The organism is Flavobacterium sandaracinum, from assembly GCF_004349135.1.
In the GTDB taxonomy this organism is placed as follows: Bacteria; Bacteroidota; Bacteroidia; order Flavobacteriales; family Flavobacteriaceae; genus Flavobacterium; species Flavobacterium sandaracinum.
In genome coordinates this window covers 1-22,838 of sequence record NZ_SMFN01000009.1, presented here as the reverse complement: position 1 = coordinate 22,838, position 22,838 = coordinate 1, and the positions used below count along the sequence as shown (strand labels likewise).

The 22,838-nt window shown below is 28.9% G+C and carries 24 protein-coding genes; 20 read left to right on the top strand and 4 right to left on the bottom strand.

Annotated elements, in window-relative coordinates; translation table 11 throughout:
- Positions 1-177 precede the first annotated feature (177 nt).
- Positions 178-1,716 carry an IS1182 family transposase gene (locus E0F91_RS09080; RefSeq protein ID WP_243698867.1) on the bottom strand — a complete coding sequence of 513 codons (1,539 nt, stop codon included), beginning with the start codon at positions 1,714-1,716 and terminating at the stop codon, positions 178-180.
- Between the two features lie 145 nt (positions 1,717-1,861).
- Here E0F91_RS09080 and E0F91_RS09075 point away from each other — a divergent pair, with 145 nt between their 5' ends.
- From E0F91_RS09075 to E0F91_RS09060, 4 genes are all read left to right on the top strand, one after another.
- On the top strand, positions 1,862-2,191 hold the full coding sequence (locus E0F91_RS09075; protein ID WP_132066174.1) for a BatD family protein: 330 nt from the start codon (positions 1,862-1,864) through the stop codon (positions 2,189-2,191).
- Positions 2,192-2,239: 48 nt separating this feature from the next.
- Positions 2,240-3,034 carry a hypothetical protein gene (locus tag E0F91_RS09070; protein WP_243698866.1) on the top strand — a complete coding sequence of 265 codons (795 nt, stop codon included), beginning with the start codon at positions 2,240-2,242 and terminating at the stop codon, positions 3,032-3,034.
- 210 nt (positions 3,035-3,244) lie between these two features.
- Positions 3,245-3,595, top strand: coding sequence for a hypothetical protein (locus E0F91_RS09065; protein WP_132066171.1), 351 nt, complete (start codon positions 3,245-3,247; stop codon positions 3,593-3,595).
- Between the two features lie 375 nt (positions 3,596-3,970).
- A complete protein-coding gene (locus tag E0F91_RS09060; RefSeq protein WP_132066169.1) occupies positions 3,971-4,252 on the top strand; it encodes a hypothetical protein in 282 nt (93 codons plus the stop codon).
- Positions 4,253-4,443: 191 nt separating this feature from the next.
- Here the strand turns inward: E0F91_RS09060 and E0F91_RS09055 are convergent, their stop codons facing one another.
- Complete coding sequence (locus E0F91_RS09055) at positions 4,444-6,459, bottom strand: sensor histidine kinase (RefSeq protein WP_132066167.1); 2,016 nt, start codon at positions 6,457-6,459, stop codon at positions 4,444-4,446.
- 302 nt (positions 6,460-6,761) lie between these two features.
- Here E0F91_RS09055 and E0F91_RS09050 point away from each other — a divergent pair, with 302 nt between their 5' ends.
- The 14 genes from E0F91_RS09050 (at position 6,762) to E0F91_RS18085 (ending at position 19,544) form a co-directional block, all read left to right on the top strand.
- Positions 6,762-7,418: a response regulator gene (locus tag E0F91_RS09050; RefSeq protein WP_132066165.1), complete on the top strand. Its 657-nt coding sequence runs from the start codon at positions 6,762-6,764 to the stop codon at positions 7,416-7,418.
- A 384-nt stretch (positions 7,419-7,802) separates the two neighbouring features.
- Positions 7,803-8,114 (top strand): hypothetical protein, encoded by a 312-nt coding sequence (locus E0F91_RS09045; protein WP_132066163.1) that lies wholly within the window; start codon positions 7,803-7,805, stop codon positions 8,112-8,114.
- A gap of 281 nt (positions 8,115-8,395) precedes the next feature.
- Positions 8,396-8,869: a hypothetical protein gene (locus tag E0F91_RS09040; protein WP_132066161.1), complete on the top strand. Its 474-nt coding sequence runs from the start codon at positions 8,396-8,398 to the stop codon at positions 8,867-8,869.
- A 162-nt stretch (positions 8,870-9,031) separates the two neighbouring features.
- On the top strand, positions 9,032-9,901 hold the full coding sequence (locus E0F91_RS09035) for a hypothetical protein (protein WP_132066159.1): 870 nt from the start codon (positions 9,032-9,034) through the stop codon (positions 9,899-9,901).
- 146 nt (positions 9,902-10,047) lie between these two features.
- Positions 10,048-10,812 carry a hypothetical protein gene (locus tag E0F91_RS09030; RefSeq protein WP_132066157.1) on the top strand — a complete coding sequence of 255 codons (765 nt, stop codon included), beginning with the start codon at positions 10,048-10,050 and terminating at the stop codon, positions 10,810-10,812.
- Between the two features lie 109 nt (positions 10,813-10,921).
- On the top strand, positions 10,922-11,944 hold the full coding sequence (locus E0F91_RS09025; RefSeq protein ID WP_132066155.1) for an alpha/beta hydrolase family protein: 1,023 nt from the start codon (positions 10,922-10,924) through the stop codon (positions 11,942-11,944).
- 169 nt (positions 11,945-12,113) lie between these two features.
- Positions 12,114-12,590, top strand: a complete 477-nt coding sequence (locus tag E0F91_RS17725) for a hypothetical protein (RefSeq protein ID WP_165930114.1) — start codon at positions 12,114-12,116, stop codon at positions 12,588-12,590.
- A gap of 380 nt (positions 12,591-12,970) precedes the next feature.
- Positions 12,971-13,282 (top strand): PH domain-containing protein, encoded by a 312-nt coding sequence (locus E0F91_RS09020; protein WP_132066153.1) that lies wholly within the window; start codon positions 12,971-12,973, stop codon positions 13,280-13,282.
- A gap of 576 nt (positions 13,283-13,858) precedes the next feature.
- Positions 13,859-14,152, top strand: coding sequence for a CPBP family intramembrane glutamic endopeptidase (locus E0F91_RS18195; RefSeq protein WP_132066151.1), 294 nt, complete (start codon positions 13,859-13,861; stop codon positions 14,150-14,152).
- An 806-nt stretch (positions 14,153-14,958) separates the two neighbouring features.
- Positions 14,959-15,576 (top strand): CPBP family intramembrane glutamic endopeptidase, encoded by a 618-nt coding sequence (locus tag E0F91_RS09010; RefSeq protein ID WP_132066149.1) that lies wholly within the window; start codon positions 14,959-14,961, stop codon positions 15,574-15,576.
- An 83-nt stretch (positions 15,577-15,659) separates the two neighbouring features.
- Positions 15,660-16,325: a hypothetical protein gene (locus E0F91_RS09005; RefSeq protein WP_132066148.1), complete on the top strand. Its 666-nt coding sequence runs from the start codon at positions 15,660-15,662 to the stop codon at positions 16,323-16,325.
- A 1-nt stretch (position 16,326) separates the two neighbouring features.
- Entirely contained in the window at positions 16,327-17,484 is a 1,158-nt protein-coding gene (locus E0F91_RS09000) for a hypothetical protein (protein ID WP_132066146.1), read from the top strand.
- A 599-nt stretch (positions 17,485-18,083) separates the two neighbouring features.
- The gene (locus E0F91_RS08995) at positions 18,084-19,217 is read left to right on the top strand and encodes a hypothetical protein (RefSeq protein ID WP_132066144.1); all 1,134 of its coding nucleotides are present in this window, start codon (positions 18,084-18,086) and stop codon (positions 19,215-19,217) included.
- A 198-nt stretch (positions 19,218-19,415) separates the two neighbouring features.
- Positions 19,416-19,544: a hypothetical protein gene (locus tag E0F91_RS18085; protein WP_279432787.1), complete on the top strand. Its 129-nt coding sequence runs from the start codon at positions 19,416-19,418 to the stop codon at positions 19,542-19,544.
- A 205-nt stretch (positions 19,545-19,749) separates the two neighbouring features.
- Here the strand turns inward: E0F91_RS18085 and E0F91_RS08990 are convergent, their stop codons facing one another.
- Entirely contained in the window at positions 19,750-20,277 is a 528-nt protein-coding gene (locus E0F91_RS08990) for a Riean_0653 family protein (RefSeq protein WP_132066142.1), read from the bottom strand.
- A gap of 247 nt (positions 20,278-20,524) precedes the next feature.
- Here E0F91_RS08990 and E0F91_RS18275 point away from each other — a divergent pair, with 247 nt between their 5' ends.
- Positions 20,525-20,782, top strand: a complete 258-nt coding sequence (locus tag E0F91_RS18275) for a transposase (RefSeq protein WP_165930113.1) — start codon at positions 20,525-20,527, stop codon at positions 20,780-20,782.
- On the top strand, positions 20,719-20,892 hold the full coding sequence (locus E0F91_RS17715) for a hypothetical protein (protein ID WP_165930112.1): 174 nt from the start codon (positions 20,719-20,721) through the stop codon (positions 20,890-20,892). The genes E0F91_RS18275 and E0F91_RS17715 overlap by 64 nt, the downstream gene beginning before the upstream one ends.
- Before the next feature lie 221 nt (positions 20,893-21,113).
- Here E0F91_RS17715 and E0F91_RS08980 read toward each other — a convergent pair whose 3' ends face one another.
- Positions 21,114-22,271 (bottom strand): hypothetical protein, encoded by a 1,158-nt coding sequence (locus E0F91_RS08980; protein ID WP_132066138.1) that lies wholly within the window; start codon positions 22,269-22,271, stop codon positions 21,114-21,116.
- Between the last annotated feature and the right edge of the window lie 567 nt (positions 22,272-22,838).

Here is a 22,838-nt window from a genome sequence, read left to right as displayed (position 1 = left end):
TTCACGTTTCCGTTTCGCAAGATTTTTTATCTTTATCAGAAAATAATTCGTTCCGAAGTTCGCAACTGACGAGAAGCGGCGGAACGTCAGGCTGTGAAAAAACCTCTTTTTTGCGTTAAAATCTTCAATTTTTCCTTTTCTACAATCCAAAAGAAAGCCTTTTAAGAAAGGTCTTTTTTAGGCTGCTAATTTTAAACTGGAAAAAAAGAACTCTAAATTCAGCTTTAAATAACTCGTTTTTAGCAAAAACAAGACTTTTGCCTTGTAGGGTGAGTTCCATTTTTTGAGTTTAGTAATCAAATCGGGAACGCCTAGGATATTGACACTGCGTTTGATGTTATACACCAGCATAATCAAGCTATGTTCTCCGTTCACTTTTTCTAATCCCTTTAAGTTGGTATGGTTATAGCCCCATTGTCGTTTGATGGTGCCAAAAATATGTTCGTTGATTTCCTGTCGTTTACGGTAGAGCTGTGGGTTCTCATGGTAGCGCTTGTTGTTTTCTTCTGCGGCATCGGCATATTGGCTTCGGTCGATTTCTCTGCCTGCAGCTCTACTAGTACATAAATGTTTTACAGGGCATTCTTTACATTTTGGGGTTCGGTATTTTTTAAAATTATAACTATCTCTATCTGTAGTTTTCTTATGCCAACTGCCCGTAGTTTTTAGCGTTTCGCCTTGTGGGCAGGTATAGGTATCGTTGTCTTGATTGTATTGAAATTGGGCTACCAAATAATCCTTGGTCGTACCGTTTTCGTTACTTTTTCCTTGTTCAGGCTGTGCTACAATGGTAGTTATGTTGGCTTGTTTGCAGATTTCTATTTGTTTGCCATTATGGTAACCTTTATCGACCAATGCAGTATAGGTTTCGATATCCAGATTCTCTTTGGCTTCTATGGCAATAGCTGACAAGGCGCTGCGATCGTTCTTGTTGATGGTATGTGTGGCCAAAACAAGATTAAATTTAGCATCGACTGCGGCTTGAACATTAAACGAAATTTCAACTACTTGTCCTTGAAATAGTAATGCTCTGGCATCACTGTCAGTTGTGCTTATTTGAGGCTCGCCACTTGCTTTTAATTTTTCTTCCAGTAGCTCATAACGCAATTTGTTCCCTTTCAATCGGTCTAACTTTTGTTGGATATTTTGGATTATAGCTGGATTATCTTTGCCGTCATTTTCTTCCAAGGTATCCAAGTATTCTTGGGTCTTAGCTTCAATATAAGCTAAGTGTTTGTCGATTTTCTTTTGGTTGAAATTGGCTTTCTTACCATTGTGCGCGCGACTTTTGGTACCATCGATAGCAATAGTTTCGCCGCCTATCAAATCAACATCTTTCAAAAAGGAAACAAATAGTTTGAATAGCTTTTTCAAGGCAATAGGATTGTCTTTTCTAAAATCTGAGATGCTGTGGTAATTAGGACGAATATCTTCTAAAAGCCATTGCATTTCGATGTTTCTGAAACATTCCTTTTCTAGATCACGGCCACTCCTAATTCCGTTGAGATAACCGTATAAATACATCTTTAGAAATACTTTACTATTGAAACTTGGGCGACCTTCGGTCTTGAGCGTTTTTACAGCAAAATCGAGTTTAGAGAGGTCAATATATTCGACAAAGGCATCTATAAATCGCACCTGATTATCGGGACTTATAGTGTCTTCTAAACTTGAAAAACGCATTTGTTGACGGGAAATACCTGAGATGTGTTGCATTCTTAAAAATACGAAAAATCTTCTTTTTATACTAGTATTTTGTTATATTTGATGATAATACAACGGAGGTTTTTTCACAGACTGACGTTGGCAGATAGTTAAAAAACGAAAATAAAAAAAATCAACCTAAAAATAAATTGGACTTATGAGAGCGAAAATCTCACTTATCATTATTCTTATGCTTTACAATGTAAATGTTTTTTCGCAAGAAGACCTTACTGTGCTTAGCAAAATTTCTACAGATACTATCGGATTTTTTGACATTTTAACGGTAAATTTTGAAGCAAATAATTATGAAGCGGAACTTAAAGAACCTAATTTCAAAGATTTTGAAATTTACATAGACAAGGAGATGAGTATATCACAAATATACCAAAACGGCATACCAACCTCCAAAAAAGTCGTTACCTATTATTTAAAACCCAAAAGAGAGGGTAAATTAATTTTAGAAAGTGTAACTTTTGAGTATAATTAAAAAACATTTGAAACCAAACCAATAACAATAGAAGTAAAGGGGGAAACCTTGGTTAATGACCCTTTAAAAGACGGGAATAAAATTTTTATTGTTGCTCAGGTTTCCAATTACAATCCCTATTGTTATCAGCCTATAACAGTTGACTACAAAATGTATTATAATGATGATTTTAAACCTGAAACGGTTGAATTTGCTTTTGATGCTGAATACTCAAAACAATTCTTGATTTATACTATTGGTACAGATAAAAGTGTAACTAAAGAAAAGTTTGATGGAAAAGAATACAATTGCATTTTGATAAGGAAAGATGTAATTCGATTTAAACAATTATATGATACTTATATTAGCAATAGAATAATTGTTGGGTATAAAGCCAAAAGAAAAACTGCTGATTTTGGTATGTTCGACATTTCAAGAAAAATTCTGCCCGTAGTTTCGGAGCGAATTATAGCAAAAAGATTTGAAACTAATAATAAATTTCCATTTAACATTATATCGTTTGGTGATTATAAATTAGAGGTACTTCATCCCAAAAAAACAAAAATTGAAAAAGATAAAATTATTGAAATTACCGTACAACTTTATGGAGAAGGCTATATAGAAGATAGCACCATACCACTAATTAATATTCCAAGAACATTTGAAATCATTTCGAATACAATAAAAAACGAGCACATTTTGGAAAATGACAAAATAAAATCCATAGCTACAAGAACCTACAAAATTAAACCATTATTAGAAGGTGATTATACGTTTTATCCTGCTCAATTTTATTTTTACAATGAAAGTTCAAATGAAAAAAAAGCCATTTATTCTAAAGAATTTACACTTTCTGTAAAATAAAATTGAAAACAAAACAACTTTTAATAACCATCTGCCAACAGCTACTACAACGGATTTGGGCAATAGGTTTAATGGAAAGTTGGTTTTGTATTTGGGATGATTTGGCAAATCCGAAGAGTAGGCTTAATTTAATCCCAAACCCGCTGTAGTACCAGAACGTTATGCGTCAGTTTAGACCAATAGAAACCTAAAAGAAAAAAGGAAAATGTAATGAGAAAAATAATTCCTGTAATAATAGTAATTTCAATTTTCTGCTTTATGGTTTATAACTCAAAAACGGAATATTACGAAAAAAGCATTGAATTTAGCAAAAGTACTTTTAGTGGAGAAATTCTAAAAATAACAGAAGGAAGAGGGAACAAAATATATTATGAAAATGATAAATATTTTTATGATAGCAATTGTGAAGGATTAGAAATAAAAGTTGGTGATGTAGTTCGAAAAAGTATTGGTGAAATTATAGTAATGAGAAAAGACTCAAACGGAAAATATGTTGAAGTTGGAAAACAAATAATTAAAGAACCGAGTAAAAGTTATTTTAATTATTTTTTTGGAATTTAATCTAACAAAATGAGAAAATCTATTCTTATTAATTCATCAATACAGTTATAGATAATAAAACAGGATTGGATTATTCAAAAATCATTGAAAAAGCAAAACTAGCGGAATTGGAATTAATTGCAACTAATATAAAACCGAACGCATAACAGCCACTACAACGGATTTGGGCAATAGGCTTAATAGAAAGTTGGTTTTGTATTTGGGATGATTTGGCAAATCCGAAAATAGAACTTAATTTAGGCCGAAACCCGTTGTACCAGAAAGTTATTTGGCATACAACCAAAATGATAATCAGTAGAAGAACATTCTTAAACAACCGTTAGAAATGTCTATTATAAAAATTTTAATATTAAATAAAAACATCTGAAAAACAAAATGAATCAAGATAAAATTGAACAATTTAAAGCAGTCTTAAAAAAGTGGAACCCTTTAGGAATTGCTGATAATAATATACCTGATATAAATGACTATGAAACAGAAGTTGACGATATTATTTTTAACCTTAAAATAGATTACGACTTTCCAGAAAAAAGTATAACCCAAAAGCAGTTGTCTAAAATGATCAAGGAAGTCTTGAATGAAGCTTTTGATTTGTATTTAACAAACTCAGATTGTTACGCCCCTTCAGAAGAAATATTGAAAATTCTGAAAGAGTAATAAAAGTACGTCACATAATAGCTACTGCAACGAATTTGGGCAATTGGCTTAATAGGAAGTTTAATTTGTATTTTGGGGATTTGCTTAATCAAAAACATAAGTATTAATTAGTCCCAAACCATCTATACGTAACTGCAAGACTAACAAAATTTGTATTAGTGCTGGTACCTTATAACAGTAATGTTTTCTCATCAAAAGACTATTTCTATTGTAGTACCATCACCTGAATTTGAAATTATTTTTAGTTCTCCTCCTAATGATTTAGTTCTGTCTTTAATGTTTTTTAAACCAATTCCATCTTTTTGTTTTTCAGGATTAAAACCAATACCATTATCCCAAATGCGGATGGTTATTTTATCTGCTGTTTTTAATAGCATTATTAAACATCTTTCAGCATGAGAGTATTTATTACTATTCTGAATGGCTTCTTGTATAATGCGATAGATATGTATTTTGTTGGCACCAGTTACGTCAGACCAATCAATGTATTTATCGACTGATAAATCAAATTTAGTATTGTATTGATTTTGTTGTGAATCAACTAAAGACATTAGAATTTCGGTTAAACTTTTATCCTCAAATAGAAGATTTTGAGTTAAATCATGAGAAACTCTTCTTATTTCTTGCTCTGTTTTTTCAAGTTCATTTATTAGTTCTTGCTTTTTATCAACAGAACTTGATTCTAATTGGATTAAATTAAAACGAGTGGTAAAAATACTGTTAACTATACCGTCATGTAGTTCCATTGCTATGCGGTTTCGCTCTTCATTTCTGGCTTGTTCCGTTTCAGATTGTTGCGCGAGAATCAGCTGATATATTTTTTCATTAGCTTCCTGCTGTTCTTTGATTAATAGTAACTCTTTGTTTTTCGATTTTAAATGATATAAAGAAAAAAAGGCACCTAAAAAAATTATAATAATGGCGGATCCAATGATAATTACGCTGTTCCTCTTCGATAAAATTTGATTATTTTCTTCTACTTGTTCAGTTTCAAATGCTATTCTTGCAAATTTATTTCTTGTTTTCCTCTCTAAAGTTTGAATACTATCATTAACTTTAAAATATAAATTGGAATAAAAGGTTTTGTTTTTAAGATCGTTTTCGGTTAATAATTGTAAGGAATGAATAATATCTTGATTGCTTTTAATTTTCTTTGATAACAGGAATCCTTCTTTGATATAATTCAATCCTTTAACAGTATCTTTTTTAATTATGTAATATTCTCCGATTCTTATTTTGCTAGATACAATGCTCGGTAATATTTGAAGGCTATCTTGAATTTTTAGAGACTCAAATAGCAATTTCTCAACACTTTTGGTGGATCCTAATTTCATTTTAGTGTAACCAAGGTTACTAAGAAGCATCGCATATAATTTTGGGTAACTTGTCCGAAGGTCTTTAGTTTGTAACCCTTTTTTATATAAGTTCATTGCCTCCTCATAATTCTTCAGTTTTTGATAAAGATTACCTAAGTTGTTGTAAATGGAGACCCTTGATTTAACAACCTTCACTTTAGGTTCACCTTCATTTTCTAATTTGTCTAATTGTTTTAAAGCTAGCTGAAAATAATCCGCTGCTTTTTCATCATTGCTCGTTTCTTTTATTGAAAGTGCCATTAGATTGTAGCATTCATAAATTAATCTTGTGCTACTAGTTTTTGTCAATTTTTTCAGCGCAAAGACCGTTTCAACTTCACTCTCAGTAAAATTTCCTGTATCATATAAAATTCCAGCTTTATAAAGCGTTGTTCTGCCAGTATTTAAAGTGTCATTAATACTCTTGTACATTTTTTGGGATTGCGAATAGTAATTAAAAGCACTATCAACTTGTGATTTTACTTCATAATAATCGCCGTAGTAGAATAATGATTTTGCAATATGAGAACTATCACTATCCTTCACTGATAGTTTGTAAATTAGCTTTGTGACAATTAAATATTTATCTAGTTTATTAAGATGATAGTATTTATTAGCAATTTTAAAATATAAATTTCTTGTAACTGAGTCATTTTTATATTTTAATAAATGTGTAGTAAGCGTGTCTAATGTTTTTTCCTCATCTTTATTTTCTGATTTTTGATTATCGAGGTTGCGTAAAATTGTCGTTACTTCATTTTTAAATGCTGTACTCTCCTTTTTTTCTTGGCATGCTATAAATAGTAAAAAAGAGCTGATTATTAATACTAATTTGATTTTTGTGATTAACATTTAGTGCAATATTTTTATAGATGACTCAAAAATATATATTAAAAGCCAAATAATTGGAAATTTATTCCTCTTAGAAAAAAAATCAGAAAGTTTCGTCTGCTACCATGGTCTTGTTAAGTTCAGGAAAGAGAACTTTGAAAAATTTCCGAAAAGATTTAGAATTTTATTTTTTATCTCCTTCGTGTGCAATTTAAGTGATAAGATGTTTACGATGCAGATTGATAAGAAGAAATTTATCAGTAAAAAACACATTTTTTGTTATGTAAAACCACCTATTTTTGTAAAGTTAAATAATATATAACATGAATGTTTTTTTAGTAGATGATCATCCTATGACTGTAGAAGGCTACAATAACGCTCTTTTAGCAGCTCCTTTTGGATTGTATAATCCCATATTTACAAAAGCCTACAATTGTGAAGAGGCTTATGAAGCATTATCAAGAAGATTAGATTTGAAAGAATTATTTGATATAGCTATAATTGATAAAGGTTTACCCGGTTATGAAGGAAAGTCTATTTTATCAGGGAACGATTTGGCTATTTTGATACGAGAAAAGATGCCTAATTGTAAAATCATTATGATTACAGCCCATACCGAAGTAATTATAGTATATGATATCGTTAAAAAAGTTCGACCTGAAGGACTTATCATAAAAAATGATATTACACCTGAGAAATTACAGCAAGCCGTGATAGCTATTATTGCAGGGGAGCAATATTATAGTGCTATTGTCCAAAAATGTATAAACGATATATGGAAAAAGCAGCTGATGATTGAAGATTATAACCGTCAAATACTTTTATATTTATCTAAAGGTTTTAAAATAAAAGAGTTAGAAAGTATTTTGCACCTTACTACAAGTACTATTCAAAAACGTATTATCCGAATGAAAAAAGCTTTTGAGGTTACAGACGACACCGGTCTGGTCAAAGAAGCAATAAAACAAGGATTTATCTAATGCCTCGTTTATTAAATTTTAACATGTTTTACATGAAAACTGCCTTCTTTGTTAAAGGTTACGGGTTTATTAATTATTAATGGATTTTAATTTATAAGTTCGTGTCATATCCTTACTATGAACAAAAGAAATTGGATTTTCAAAGTGCTATTTTGTGTGATTTGACATATAGTCAAATTAATCAAGTTTAAAAAAGATTTCTAGGGCACCTAAATCAATCCGTAAATTACAATACACTATTATAATTTTGTTTGCGTATTAATCAAAGAGAATAAATATACAAATAATAAAAATATTTTTAATAATTGGCAAGATAATTACTATATTTTTAATTTAATATTGTGTGATATCAAAACAACGTGACAAAATTAAAGCTTAAAAAAGATGAAGAAAAATATTATTTACATTACACTGATTATACTTTTAACAATAGGATGTGCACAGAAAAAAAATCTTTTAAAAAAAGAAGTAATAAACTCGTCTAATTCTATTTCCTTAGACGCTTATGAAAGCACTGATGGAACAAATAGAATAAGATCTATAATCAATTCGAAAGAGTCCAATAAAATTAATTTAGATGGAAAAGAATATGACATTACTCTGTTTAAATCTATTGTAGATACAATTAAAGGTGAATATACTATCAAAGTAGATAGTAGTGCGAAAATTGTTAAAATTATTAGAATTCGTCAATAATATTTTTTTTATATTAATCAGACAGTAGTTTTGCTTTAGCTAAAACAAAACTACTTTGTTTTTTTATTTTCTAAAACAAAGAAAATTTGAATATAATATAAATACACAAAATCTACAATTAAATCTTCCTCCAACCTCCGTTTGATAATATGGCTGGATTAGGCTTAATTTAAAGATGGTTTTGTACTTGAGAAATTAGTCTTTAGCCGAAAGTCAAGGTTGACTTAATCCGCTAAATCTCCAAGCGTCCTACCATTAGCTGCAAGCTTAAAAAAAAGATAATGAAAGCGAGATGTTTTGACATAGTAGAAAAGAAGTTTAAGGAAATGCAAAATCAATTCCCAAATTTACTTATGACATTAGATTACGATGACAACGATGTCGATTTGGCTATGGACATACCAAAACAAAATGGACTTGACTTTGAGATTAATTTGAATTTACAGAATGAAGATGAACTTCATATTTCAACTGATTACATTTGGTGCCAATTTTTCTCAGCTGATTCTGAAGAATTAGTTAAAAAATTTTATGAAAGTGCTATTGGTTTAATTAATGGTGAATATAGAATTCTTCAGTTTGTAAAAGATGATAAAGTATATAAGACGTTTCTACAAAAACCGAAAGAAGACGATTGGGAAACTATCTATACATGTTACGAAAGAATAAGAATGCCATGGATAAAAGTTAAACAAAATATCATCCAAAATAAAAAGGAAAGTAAATTAATCAGTGTTTACAAAGCCAACAACTAACAGCGGTTTTGTTGGATTTGGGTATTTGGATTAAATATAAGTTGGTCTTCTACTTGAATAAAAATTGATAATTCGAGAGATAAAGCTGAATTTAATCCCAAAACCCTAGCAAAGCCTCGGGAAAGTTACTGGTAATGCAATAAAAAACTAAATACCGAAAATATGAAAAAATACATTATTGTAATTCTAATTTTATTGTTTGGAGTTTTTAATTCCTGTAAAAGTAAGGAAATGAATTATGTCAATTATTATAATGAAATTTATTCTTCTGATAGTATAATGAGATTTAGAAATGATACTATTAAAGCTTTAAAAAAATACAGAAAAACTTTTAGAAAATTTGAACCCAAAAATGATGAAAGAATTAAAGAGTTTGAAACTTACATTAAATTATCAGACAAATATAAAAGATATTTTGGAGGCAAAAAAAAACTATATAAGCTTATTAAATTATATGCTGTAAACTGGGAGTATAAAAGGAAAGACAAAGATTTTATTAAACTCATTAAAAAAAATGGTATTGACAGTTTGAGAATTCAAAGAGAAGTTAATAATTGGAAAAAAAATCTAAACAAAGTATTGATTGATTCTTTTAAAATTGCATTTGAAAGAGATCAACAAGGACGACATTATGATTTACAACTAGTTAAGAAAAACGTAGACAAAAATGCAAGTTTTTTAATTTGGACTTTTCAAAAATATGGTTTCCCAACAGTAGATAAAATTGGATGGTTTCCAACACCAACATTCTTGTCACATATGATTGAAAGTGAAAAATATCTATACTTCAAAGAAAAAATTCCAGAATATGTTAAAAAAGGAGAATGTTCTCCAAGAGATTATGCAATGCTGGTAGATTATGGTCTAGAAATTATTGATAAAAAAGAGTATTCTTATTACGGTGTTAACGGCAAAGAAATTATTGATTCTACACAAGTTAATAGAAATAGAAAAAGTATTGGTCTTCCTAGTTTAAAACACAGAGCTAAAATTAGTGAGGATTTAAAAGAAAAAAATAAGCAATTACACTAATCGCCGTTTGACAATATGGCGGGTTTAGGCTTAATTTGAAGTTGATTATGAGCTTGGGAAATTAGTGTTTAACCGAGATTTGGGCCGATTTAGTCACCCACATCGCCAAGCGGCCAAACGTTAGTGGTTATTATAAAAAAAAGCGAATGAAATCAACCGAAAGAATAATTAAAGATATTCGTTATTACGAAATAAAACCAAAAGATTTCATAGGGGATTTTAACGGAATTATTGGTAATGTTTACCATATTACTGAAGACACAAATTCAATCGGTCAACGAATTGCTAGAAAACTTAACGAGTGGAAATTTATTTCAGGAGAATTTGATCATATTTATATAAACTTTACCGAAAAGATAAAACTTGGAGAACTAATTGAAAGCGAAAAGTTTCTAGATGAACGTATAAAATATGTTGATTACGGAATTGAGCCAAAATCATTTAATTCGCTAACAGAATTTAAAAAAGATCAATTAGTAAAAGACGTTACAATCAAATCTTTAATTTTACTGTACGAAAAAGACGAAGAAAAAATTGGTAAAATAATTGAAGTCGAAAATTTGCTAAATAAATTTGAAACGGAAATTGAAATCACTTATAGGATCAAAGAAACAAATTCATATAAAATTGAAATTTGTTATATGATTAATCCGAAAAAAAACTTGTCAAAAATTGTTGTAAAGTATTTTGATAAAGAAAACAAAACTCAAAAAACAACGACTAAAGATTTATATTTTTATGAAGACATATTTTATTTAATTGACAAAATTAAAGTTAAAAACGGCAAAATTATTTTTACGCAAAAGAAAACGAGTTTAGGAGAAATAGCAAGTGCCAGATACGAAAAGCCATTTGAAATAGAAACCACCGAAATGGAGAGAAATAACAGCTACTACAATGGATTTGAGTAATTGGCTTAATGTAAGATGGTTTTGTATTTGGAATGATTTTGAAAATTCGTTTAATGGGCTTTATTTAGTGTCAAACCCGCTATAGCAACGGTTTGTTAGCAGATATATTATGAAAAAACTACAAACGACATTATTTTTATTGCTTTTTATCCAAATAAGTTTTGGACAGAAACTCAATATAATAAATAATCAAGCAATTCAATTCAGTATCAAAAAAGAAAAGGATACTATCAATTTTGTATTAATCGACACTAATTTAGATGAAATAAAACCTATTTTTTTATTTTGTCAAGGCTCTTTGCCAATGCCATTATTCGTAAAACCAGCAACAGAAAATATATGGATGATTGGCGGTGGAATTACAAATTTCGACATTAATGAAATAAAAAAGAACTACCATTTAATTGTCATTTCAATGCCGAAAACTCCTGTAATTGTTGATGAAAAACACTTAAATAAATCTTATTGCTATATTCCAAGTGGAGAAGAACCCGATGAATTTGATAAAGAATATGTAAAAGCAGATTTTTTAGAAAACTATGAATACAGAGCAGAAAAAGTTTTAAATTTTTTACGAAAACAAAAATGGGTAGATAATTCAAAATTAATAGTTGCTGGACATTCTCAAGGTTCTAAAGTGGCAACATTAATTGCTCTAAATAATAAAAAAGTTACACATTTGGGATTATTTGGTGCAAATCCATTTGGAAGAATTGACCAAAATATTAGAAATTATAGAAAGGAAGCCGAAAGAAAAGAGATTACATGGGAAAAAGCTAATGAATATATTGAAAACACATATCAAATGTATAGAGAATCTTATAATAAAGAAGCTTTAAAAGACAATCCTAATTTATTAGCCTGGAAATCTTTCTCAAGACCTTTATTAAATGATTGGTTACAAATCAAAATACCGACTTATTTAGCTTATGGAACAAATGATATTGCTTCTGATTTATGTGATTTAGTTCCTTTATTTTATATCCAAAACGCAAAAGACAATTTAACATATAAAAGATACTTAAATTTAGAACATAACTTTTTTGAAGTAAATGAAGATGGAAATGCAAACTACGAAAATGAACATTGGAAAGAAGTTATGAATGAATTTATAAAATGGACAAAAAAGTAAATCGATCTGCCAAAAGCCATTTTAACTAGTTGGAATTTAGTGGAATTAACGTTTCGCATCAAGTTTTCGTTCAGCGGAAAATTGAGCGGTTACGAACTTCCAGCTATCTCAAAGCAGCGGGACGTTCGTGGCTATGTTACTGCAAAAAAAAAAATAAAAAACTTATTTAATGAGGTCGAATATAGATATAATTGAATTTAGAAATAGATTAAAAGACAATACGAAAATTGGCTCGCCAAAACTAAAAATATTATGGGGAATTTTGTCATTTTTTTTTGCTGATAATTCAAAATACTTTTACGGAAAATTTGACAATTCATCTTTTGGACTCATAACAAATTCTAATTTTTTGCTATCTTTTTATTTTCTTAAAGGAACATATAAAAATACTGAAAAAAGTCTAACTGTAAATTATAGTGTTGAACCTGTTGGCAAATTACAAATTGCTTGGATAAAGTACTTTCCAATTATTGCATTTATTATCTGTAATTCCGTTTTCTATTATGAAGCAAAGCCACCAAAAGAAATTTATATTATATTTAATGTATTCATAATATTTATTTCCATCTTTTCAAGAGTTGTCATAAAAATGCAAAATAAAAAACTGAAAACAAAATTCAATAAAATATTTGAAATAATTGAATGAGAAAAACACAGCCACCAACCGACGTTTGGCAATGTGGCGGGTTTAGGCTTAATTAAAAGATGGTTTTGTGCTTGTAAAATCAGTCATTAATCAAAAGTCTAGGCTTCTTTAATCGGCCACATTGCCAAGCGGCCAAACGTTAACTATAATTTTAAATCACGTATATGCCTAAAATTAAAACTTACACATTAATTAATTTCAAATTTCTATTTGCGTCATTACTATTTTTGCTTTCGTGTTTTATCTGTACATTCTGCATTTTTACAGGAATAAAATTTTTTCCTGGATTTTTTAGTCCAAATTATAAAATTAAATTTTTTACATTCTTTTTTTACTTATTACTTTTCTATTTATTTTAGCGTTGTGGTCAATTAGCTTACATGTATTTGAGATATTTTTGGCACGAAAAATTCACAAGAGTTATTATTGATTATCAAAATGAAACTATTACCACAATTAATAATTCTAATTCAAACATTTTTAATTCGGATAATTTGAAGCATATTGAATTTCACTTATCTACTAAAAATCACATAAATCCTTTGTATGATTTTGGATTTACAAAACTATGTTCTCACGACGGGAAAGAAACAATCATTACCAGTTTAATATTAAATTATTCGAATATTGAAAACATCCTCGACGATGTAAAAAAAATTAAAAAACTAGATGAAGTAATTTATCTGTCATAAAGAAACTGCAGTTAATAACTACTACAAAGGATTTGGGCAATAGACTTAATGTGAATTTGGTTTTTATTTGTTGATATTAGTGTCGAGGCGCACCACAAGATTTAATTACACCATATCCGGTATCGGAGCTTTTTAAAGGAAAAGTATATTTATTGACAAGTGCAGGAAAGATTTCCTCTGCGATGATCTTTGTTTTCCTAATGTGCTTTACTATTCTATAAATATGATAAATTACTATGAATTATTTTTTTTTAAGAAAACACTACTTATTTGTCTCTTTTTCATTATCTATTTTTTTTTAAAAGCTATATTATTTGACATACTAATTCGTTTTTTTGACCCCAAGATGTCTTCTTTTGTGATTTTGCCTTCTATTGTTCTGGTTATTTTATTAATAATTAAAATTTATAAAAATAAATTTGATTTTATTAGATTATAGGTAAGAAAAATAGATTTTATTTTTTTATTCAAGATGTTGTTTTTAGTTGTTTGTACAGTTATAGTCAATTATTTTTTGATTTACTTGATAGATATGATTTTTTTACTTCTGTAAAATCTCCAAATAACTTAACTTTTATGGCCTATTTATCTGTCGCTTTGGCAGCTCTTGGAGAAGAGTTGTTCTTTAGAGGGTATTTGCTGCAATATGCCTTAGATACTAAAGAGGAAAATAACCTAATTAAAAACATATTTTTTTCTACGTTAGCAAGTTTTTTATTTAGTATCGCTCATATGCGTTTTGATTTATTTATTTATCAATATTTCTTTTTTTCATTGATTTGTTCATTGATATTTATTAAATGCAAAAACATTGGGTATACTGTATCGTTCCATTTTTTTTTACAATATTATGGTAATTACAAATCTTGAAGAAATAGTGCATATAAGAGAATTAGATCTGATATATTTAATATTATTATTACTGTTTTTTGTAACTTTTATAATTGGACAAATATTAAAGTTAAATTGTTAAATCAAATTAAGATCAGCCATGAAATTTCAATTTTAACTAAAAAAGTTAATTACAAGAGTAAAATAAATTTGGCAGACCCAATTTTGACGACATTTTAGTACAAATTTTTTATGTATTTATCAAAGTAAATAAAGATTGAAGATCACAATCCTTAGATTATTTCTATTAATCGATATGGCTCTTTAAATAAAAGAATTGGAGTAAATCATATCTTACGTCAAGTCTTAAAAACATAATATCTAAGTAAATCATTGTCGTTAAACATTAAACAGCTTTGTTAAAAGATTCCGCCAAAAAAAGATTGATCTAGTACCTTTTTTTATTAAATTTTAACATGTTTTACTTGAAAACTACCTCCTTTGTTAAAGGTTGTTGCTACTACATTCACATTCCATTTCTTCTTTATATTTTTGGCAGAAAATCATCATAAACTTACTTATTATATGGTAAGACTATTAGGTAAATAAAAATTATTAACACAAAATTTATTGAATAGGTTAAACGTAGTAATACGAAGAGCAGAATCCACAGCTTCTACAGAGTGATTTGTAACTTTTATTCGTACGTTTAGGATAAGCTTGTATTATTGGTGTTGAATCCACATGAACAAACCGGAAAGTGATCAAGAGGGATAGTTGGGCAATTAGTTACGAAGAGTATTTGACATTGGTTGTTTTTTGATTCAAATTATTAATATTTAAGTATGGACTCAATTAAGTTATTTATTAACCAATCGATCATTATTCTAATATTGATTGTTAGTATTGCAGTTCTTACATTAGTAACTTTTATTTTGCCAGTCGAGTTAGCAAACTATGAAAAGGATTTATATTTATTAGTTATAAAAACTATTTCATTCTTATTTGTTTTTAAGATGATATTAAAAATTAATTTTTTGCATTTAATTTCTAATGATAAATTTAATAGAATTGATGCTTTAAAAATATTGTTACTTGCAGTAACATATTCGGTATTATTTAATTATTATGTTGTAAACTTTACTATTGGGGAAAACATGTTAATGAACAAACATTCTATAATCAAATCAATAGAGTTATTTTTTGTCGCACCTTTATTAGAAGAAATTTTATTTAGAGGAATTATTCAGAAAAGATTTAATCAAGAATTAAATTATTTTTTATCGATTATGTTAACTTCAATCTTATTCTCATTATATCATGCCACTTATCAATACTTATTTTCACATTTAGCATTTAGTATGGTGGTAGGATTAATTTATCATAAATATAACTCTTTGCTTCTTTGTGTTTTTTTTCATTCACTTATTAACATTGGTATATTTACTATTTATTCTTTATAAATAAGAATGGGAGTAAAGCAACTGTGCTTAAAATAAAAATAAAGAACTTTAAAATTAACATTAATAATAAATTGAAAACAACCATGAAATTACTAAAATTTACCTTTGGAATCTTATTTTTATTATCAGTTACAAGTTGCGTAACAACTTTACCATTAAACAAACAGTTTTATAACACTAAAAAGGTTGGAGTGATTTTGCAAGTTGATAGCATTGGAATGGCAAAAGCTGGTTCGCAAGGATTATTAGATATGGCTTTCACACCCGGAAACCGCTTTAAAGAACCTTTACAAAAAGTGGAGCCTAAATTAAATATCAATGACACAATGAAGACCGAAATCACTACTCTTTTAAATTTAAAAAATAAGCAATTTCAATTTATAACTGAGAAATTTGATTACCAAGCTTTAAATAAATTTGACAAACCAAATTCTGATAAAAAATACAGTAAAAAAGATTTCAGAAATCTAAGAACAGCAAACAATGTAGATGAAATTTTGTTTGTGAAAGTAAAATACGGAATACTGGTAAGTTATTATGGAGTTATTGAAACTGGAAAACAAGGTTACGTAAATATAGGAACTGAAATTGTAGATTTAGCTGATAATTCGCTTTTGCAACAAGAAAATTTACAGACGGTAACTTCCATTAAAGGAAATTGGAAAAAAGGTGATGATTACGAAAATCTAAAAAATTCTATTCAAGAAGCAATTAATAACTCAGTGGATAGATTAAAAACAGTGTTTTAATATGAAGAAACTTATCTTTTTAATATTAATTTTTTTAAATGTTAGCTCCTATTCTCAAACCATAATTCCTGATATTTCAGCGCGAGTAGACACTTCCAAAACAGCGATAAAGCAAGTGTACAATTTATATAAAAACTATTTAAATTCAAGACCTGACAGTATCTATCACAATCCCAACTGGAATACAAAAGAAGCCAAACAGTATTTAAAAGGTAAAGTTTTTAGAATTGACAGAAGCGCAATTCAAATGTTTTCATATTATGATTCTAAAACATATTTTAGTTACTATAAGCCAAAAATTTTACAAATTGACAGCATTGGTTCAAACAGATATCAAATAAAAACCATTTTTGCCAAGGAATGTCCTGATACAGATTATAAAACATTTACTCCAGATTGTATTACTAAACTATATGCTGTCAGAGACGATAAGGGTTTATTTAAATTAGAAAATGTAATTTCTTATGACACCCGAAATTGGAAAACCTTTAAATTTAAATTTATTACCTATAAAGTTCATCCTAATTCCGTCTTTAATAAAAAAGAGGCAGTAAAAGCAAGTTCTTTTTGTGAAAAGATATCAAAACAATTTAATATTACAATAGAACCATTTACATATTATATTCTACCAAATTCTGATGAAATGGGGAAGTTATATAATTATGAGTATTGGTTATCCTATTTAGGAGGACAAACGCTTAATCCTTTTAAGGAGATCTATACAACTTATGGAAACGCCAGTTATCCTCATGAATTTGTACATCTTTTATTCCCGCTTCCTAAAGATAATATTTCCTTCTGCCCAATGATCATTAATGAAGGACTGGCAACATGGTTAGCAGGGCCAAGCATGACCGAAACATTTGAACATGCATTAACGGAGACATCAAAAACATTTCAAAGTAAAGAAAAAATTTCTTTAGAAGACATAATGACTTTTAAGCTAAGAAATGAGTTCGATAATTCAATTCTATATGTTACAGGAGGTGTGATTTGTAAATTAGTTTATGAAAAACATGGGGTAGAAGGAATATGGGAATTGTACAATTCCACTGATAAAAACTTCAAATTTGTTTTAGAGAAATTGTTCGGCGTGCCATATGACAATCTAGAAAAATATGTTATCGAGTATATTAGGGATTTTGAAAAGCCAAACTGAAGTTTGGTAAAAAACATTTGTGTAGAATTGTATAATGTGGTGAAAAACATAGTTGATTACAATATTTGTAAACAATAACAAAGAAGCAAAGATTACAACGAGGTTTTATACTATGAATTAGAGGTAGAATATTAAAACAAATCTAAAAGTACTGAAGCATTGTTTTACGCTTTCAAAGTCGCACCACTTCGCAAATAATCCGTTGATTATATCTAACCAAGTTTAAAACGAGTTAAATAGAAATGAAATATAGTGTATGTTAAAATTTTTTGCAAAAATAGATCTGCTCATTGCTTGGCTGCAAATTGTTGCTTCACCATTGATAATTTCCTGTGGGATTAGCGCTTTTATATATTTTAGAAATCCAAATCAAAAGAATCTTCAGTTTGCAATATAGATAATAATTTTGGGATTAGTAGTGGGAATAATATGGGCGAATAAAATCTGGAAAACCAAAGGAACATTGTGGTTTATCTCACAAGTTAATGCTTAACGTGATTTAGATAATTTGGATAATGAGAATGACAGAAAGGAAAATTAAGCATGTTTTCTTTTTTTCAGTGGTAGCCAACTTAGACACATAAATAATTTTAAATCACATGAAAAATATATTTTTATTTTTATTCCTATTTTTATTTATTTCTTGCTATTGTCAGGAGATAAAGAAAATTTCATTGACGATAAATAGCTCTGTAGAATATAATAATGATAGTAAAAATGAATATAAAAAAATTATTAATCTACTCAGAGAATTTATAAATTCAAAGAACTCTACATTTAAAGATAATCCTAGCTGGATCAAAAATGATAATGTGTTTTTTTCATATCCTTTTTTAGACCTGATAAATATCGAATACATACAAGGTAATTATAGGTACAATCCAACTTTACTATCCATTAGCCAAACGCAAAATAAAAATCAATTCATAGCAAAAATAGGATGGTTTAAATCTGATGAAAATAAAGAAATTTCTTTACGAATGATCTATAATATCTTAGTAATAAAGAATGATAGTGATTATCTGTTAAAAAACATCCTTACGCACAATATTAGTAATTGGAAAGAATTTAAATTTGAAAATATTAGATATTTAATTAATCCATCGCATCAATTTGAAGAAATTAAAGCCAAAGAGTTTAGTAAAATTAATGATGATTTAGCGGTATATTTTGAATGTGATAAAATATCTTTCACATATTTTTTATGTAACTCAAATAAAGAGTTAATGCAAACATTGGGTTATGATTTTGAAGAAACAATGTACTTTTCGAATCAAAATGGTTCAATTACCTATCCACATGATAACTTAATTTTTTCAGGCAACAATTCAGAGATTAACAAGCATGAGGCAGTTCATTTATACACATTTCAAAAATTTAAAAACAAAAATAATATCATTGATGAAGGGATCGCTACTTTTTTGGGTGGTTCAAAAGGTTTGAATTATGCCGCTCATTTAGAAAAACTGAAGAATCATTTAAAAAATAATCCTATTAATTTACATGACGAGCTTTTTAATAATAATTATGTTTTAGATGAAAGTACTTCTTTACGATATACTTTGGGTGCATTTTTATGCGATCTATCATTAAAAAAAGGAGGGAAAAATCTATTGTTTCAATTACTCAATTCTGGTAGTACAAATGAGGAGTTAATCATTTTTTTGAAAAGTACTTTTGATATTAAAGATAACAGTTTACACGATTTTTTCTTAATTGAACTAAATAAGTGAAATTTTGAAACAAATAATATTAAAATAATGAGCTGCGCATGGTAAAGTTATTTTCATCTTATAAGAAATATAAAGTAGCAAAATTATAATTATGTTGGTTTAAACTACAAAAAGTAGCAGGAAAATTCAAAGACTAGATGATTTGTGAATCTCAAAAACATTTGTCAATAGTGAATATGGCAGCCAAAATCATTGAAGATGAAACATAAGGTTAATGATTTGATAAGTGGCGAAACCAAAGCTATAGATGGTTTTTTGGCGGTGGCCAAAACACAATTTCCTTTTAAAACTAATTTAATAGGCAGGTTAACTTGTGTTCAAAAGTGAAGGAAAATACTAAACGAAACCCAAAATACTTCTTGAAAAAAAAGACACTAAATCCTCTTGAAATTCTCTATCAAACTTTACGATAACTCCATAGTTCTCACCAGTGAACGGTTCTCCCGTCTAAAAACGGGACAGGCTGTTCAACCGGAGTTTCATTGTTCGTGCTGCGCACGCAACGAATCTCTAGCTGTTGGCGGATGTTTTTCTAGCGCAAAAATGTGTCAAATCTACCTTCTGTTACTTTAACGATTTCCCCATTACTATTTATAGCTTCAAACCAAAAAGTTCCAGCGATTATTCCTTTTACTTTGTCGTGGTATAATATTTTCAGTTCTCCTTTTTGAATTGAATTTGTCTTGTATTGGTCTTCATTAAAGTTATTAGTTATTAGAGCATAGGTTGCAAAACTTTCTGAATTTTTTTCCGTCTGTAAACTATAAGTTTTATCTACCATATTTTCATAAGAAACATTTAAAGCAACTATTCTAATAGATTTATAAATATCGTTTTTATCATTTGAATAACTAATGGAGAAGAATGTTGTTCCATTTGATTCTTGGTCAATTCTACAATCAATATTTCCATAATCTCCACCTTTAGGTTTCACTACAATACCATTAATTTTACTAGAAACTCCACCATAGCCATTATTTTTTATTTCAGTTAATTCGTCGTCTTTAGAACAACCAAAAAAAACAAATGTTATAAATAAAAATATTAAACTTTTTCTCATATTTAAGTTGAATTATTAAATTAAAATCTGTTTTTTTTAAATTAATGTTGAATTCACCGTTTTTTCTCAAAATATCCACCAACGTCAGTCTATGAAAAAGCTTCCGTTTTATTATGCTCAAATATAACAAAATAGTAGTATAAAAAGAAGATTTTTCGTATTTATAAGAATACAACACATCACAGGAATTTCCCGTCAACAAATTCGTTTTTCAAGTTTAGAAGATACTATAAGTCCCGATAATCAGGTGCGATTTATAGATGTCTTTGTAGAGCTTATTGAAATCTCTAAGCTCGATTTTGCTATAAAAACGCTCAAGACCGAAGGTCGCCCGAGTTTCAATAGTAAAGTATTTCTAAAGATGTATTTATATGGTTATCTCAGCGGGGTCAGAAGTGGTTGTGATCTAGAAAAGGAATGTTTTAGAAACATGGAAATGCAATGGCTTTTAGAAGACATTCGTCCCAATTACCAAAGCATTACCCATTTCAGAAAAATAACCTGATCGCATCAAAGGACACTTTTAAACTATTTGTTTCGTTCTTGAAAGAAGGGGATTTGATAAGTGGCGAAACCAGAGTTATCGATGTTTTTTTGGCGGTAGCCAAAACATAATTTCCTGTCAAAACTAATTTTATGGGTAAGGTAACTTGTTTTCAAAAGTGACCGAAAATACGAAACCAAATCCAAAATACTTCTCAAAAAAAAGAGGACACTAAATGCTCTTGACATTCTCTCTTAAAACTTTACGATAACTCCATAGTTCCTGCCAGTGAACGGTTCCGTTCAACCGGAGTTTCATTGTTTGTGCTGCGCACGCAACGAATCTCTAGCTGTTAGTGGCTGGCTTTTATTTTTGCATTATCAAACTTATTTTCGGTGGATATTTTCTCTATCCTCTGTCTTATAGTTTTGTTCAAATCTCCTTTTTTTACTTTCAATTCTTTTTCTATGAACAAAAGGAATTCCTCTTCGCTTTTGCTATTATTTAGAAAACGTTTTAATGTATTAATTCCTCCTTTTTCAAATGCAACATCGCAAATTATAGCTCCAGTAACATATTGAGGATTTGTTTCTTCGTCTAATTTCCAAAACTCATTCGGTTTGTTTAAATCAATTTCAGGATGATTTTTCAAATATTCATTTACTCTTTTAATACTATATAGCAAAGGTTTTCCTTTGTGAGCATTTTCTTCTCCCCAATATGCTGAAAGTCCTGTTAATAGTAATTCATTTGCATTTGGAAAATAGTTATTTATAAAATGAGTGATTTCGTGTTGGTGGTTTTCACCTGCAAAAGCCGTAGCGTAAATTATATTATTATATTTATCAAAAAAGCCACATTCTTTTCCATTTCCCATTGATAACACATAATCAAATCCTTTTACTCTAAAAATATCTTCGCAATCACGGCAAATAAAATAATTAATTTTTTCAGGCTTTAGTTCAAACACAGAACAAATTTTATTTAAATATGCGTTTGCTTGTTCTGCTTTTTTTTCATCGAAATGATATTCAGGAAAATAATGATAAGTAATATTACCTATTGTTTTGGTTCTCCATTCTTTAATAAGTTTTGGCTGATAATTTGTAAGGTAAAATTTATCATTTAATTTTGTTGCAACTACATTTGTTATTGCGTAAATGTCAAAAGTTTCACTATCATAAAAAGCTGATTTTATAATATAATCATTTTCTTTTTTTGATATTGATAGTATTTTATTGTTCAATTGAAAGTAATAAAGTGACGGACTTAAAAATCCTTCGCTTTTCAATAAATCATAACTTTTGTATTTTATTTTGTCATTTTCACACCAATTTGGATTGTTATTTATTTCATCTGGATTTGATTTTAAATAATTACTCCACAGTTTGACAATTTTATTTCTCTCTAAACTTAAAGTATCTAAACCAATATTTACAGAAATTTCTTGTGCTGTTGTGTAAAAGCTATTTGTTAAGATGAGTAAAAATGTAAAATATAATAATTTCATATTCTGTTTTTAATGATTTTCTGCGATTCTGCGGACAGCTTGCCACTAACGTCAGTCTGTGAAAAAACTAAAATCAACCTCATGAGAATTCCATATTTGAGATTATTCTTTGGAGCCCTCCGAATACTTTCTAGATTTGAAGAGGTTTTTTCACAGCCTGACGTTCTCGCGCCTTGTGCCGTTTGCGACTTACGAAGACGAGTATTTTAGGCTAAACGAAAATACGATAAAAAACGGTAATTCCACTAAATTCGCAAATGGCGCAAGACGTGTGTGTGTGCCTTGCATGCACTTCCAATTCCTCAAAAGTAGGAATTTTATCTATAGGGTGCAAGTCCCTTATCGGCAAGTTGTTGTATTATATTGAGCCGATTAGCACGTGGTAAGCTGGTTTGGAGCGATCCATGCAGTGAAGGAAGCCAAACGGCAAAAGTCTGTACCGAGGAACACAAAGCGCATAAGAGGCTAGCTAAATTGGGTAAGCATGCACAGCAATGCAAAGCCTTTAGACAACAGGTTTAGTTAGTAGATGCGTCGGGCATAGACGGAAAGAGGAAGTGCTTACCG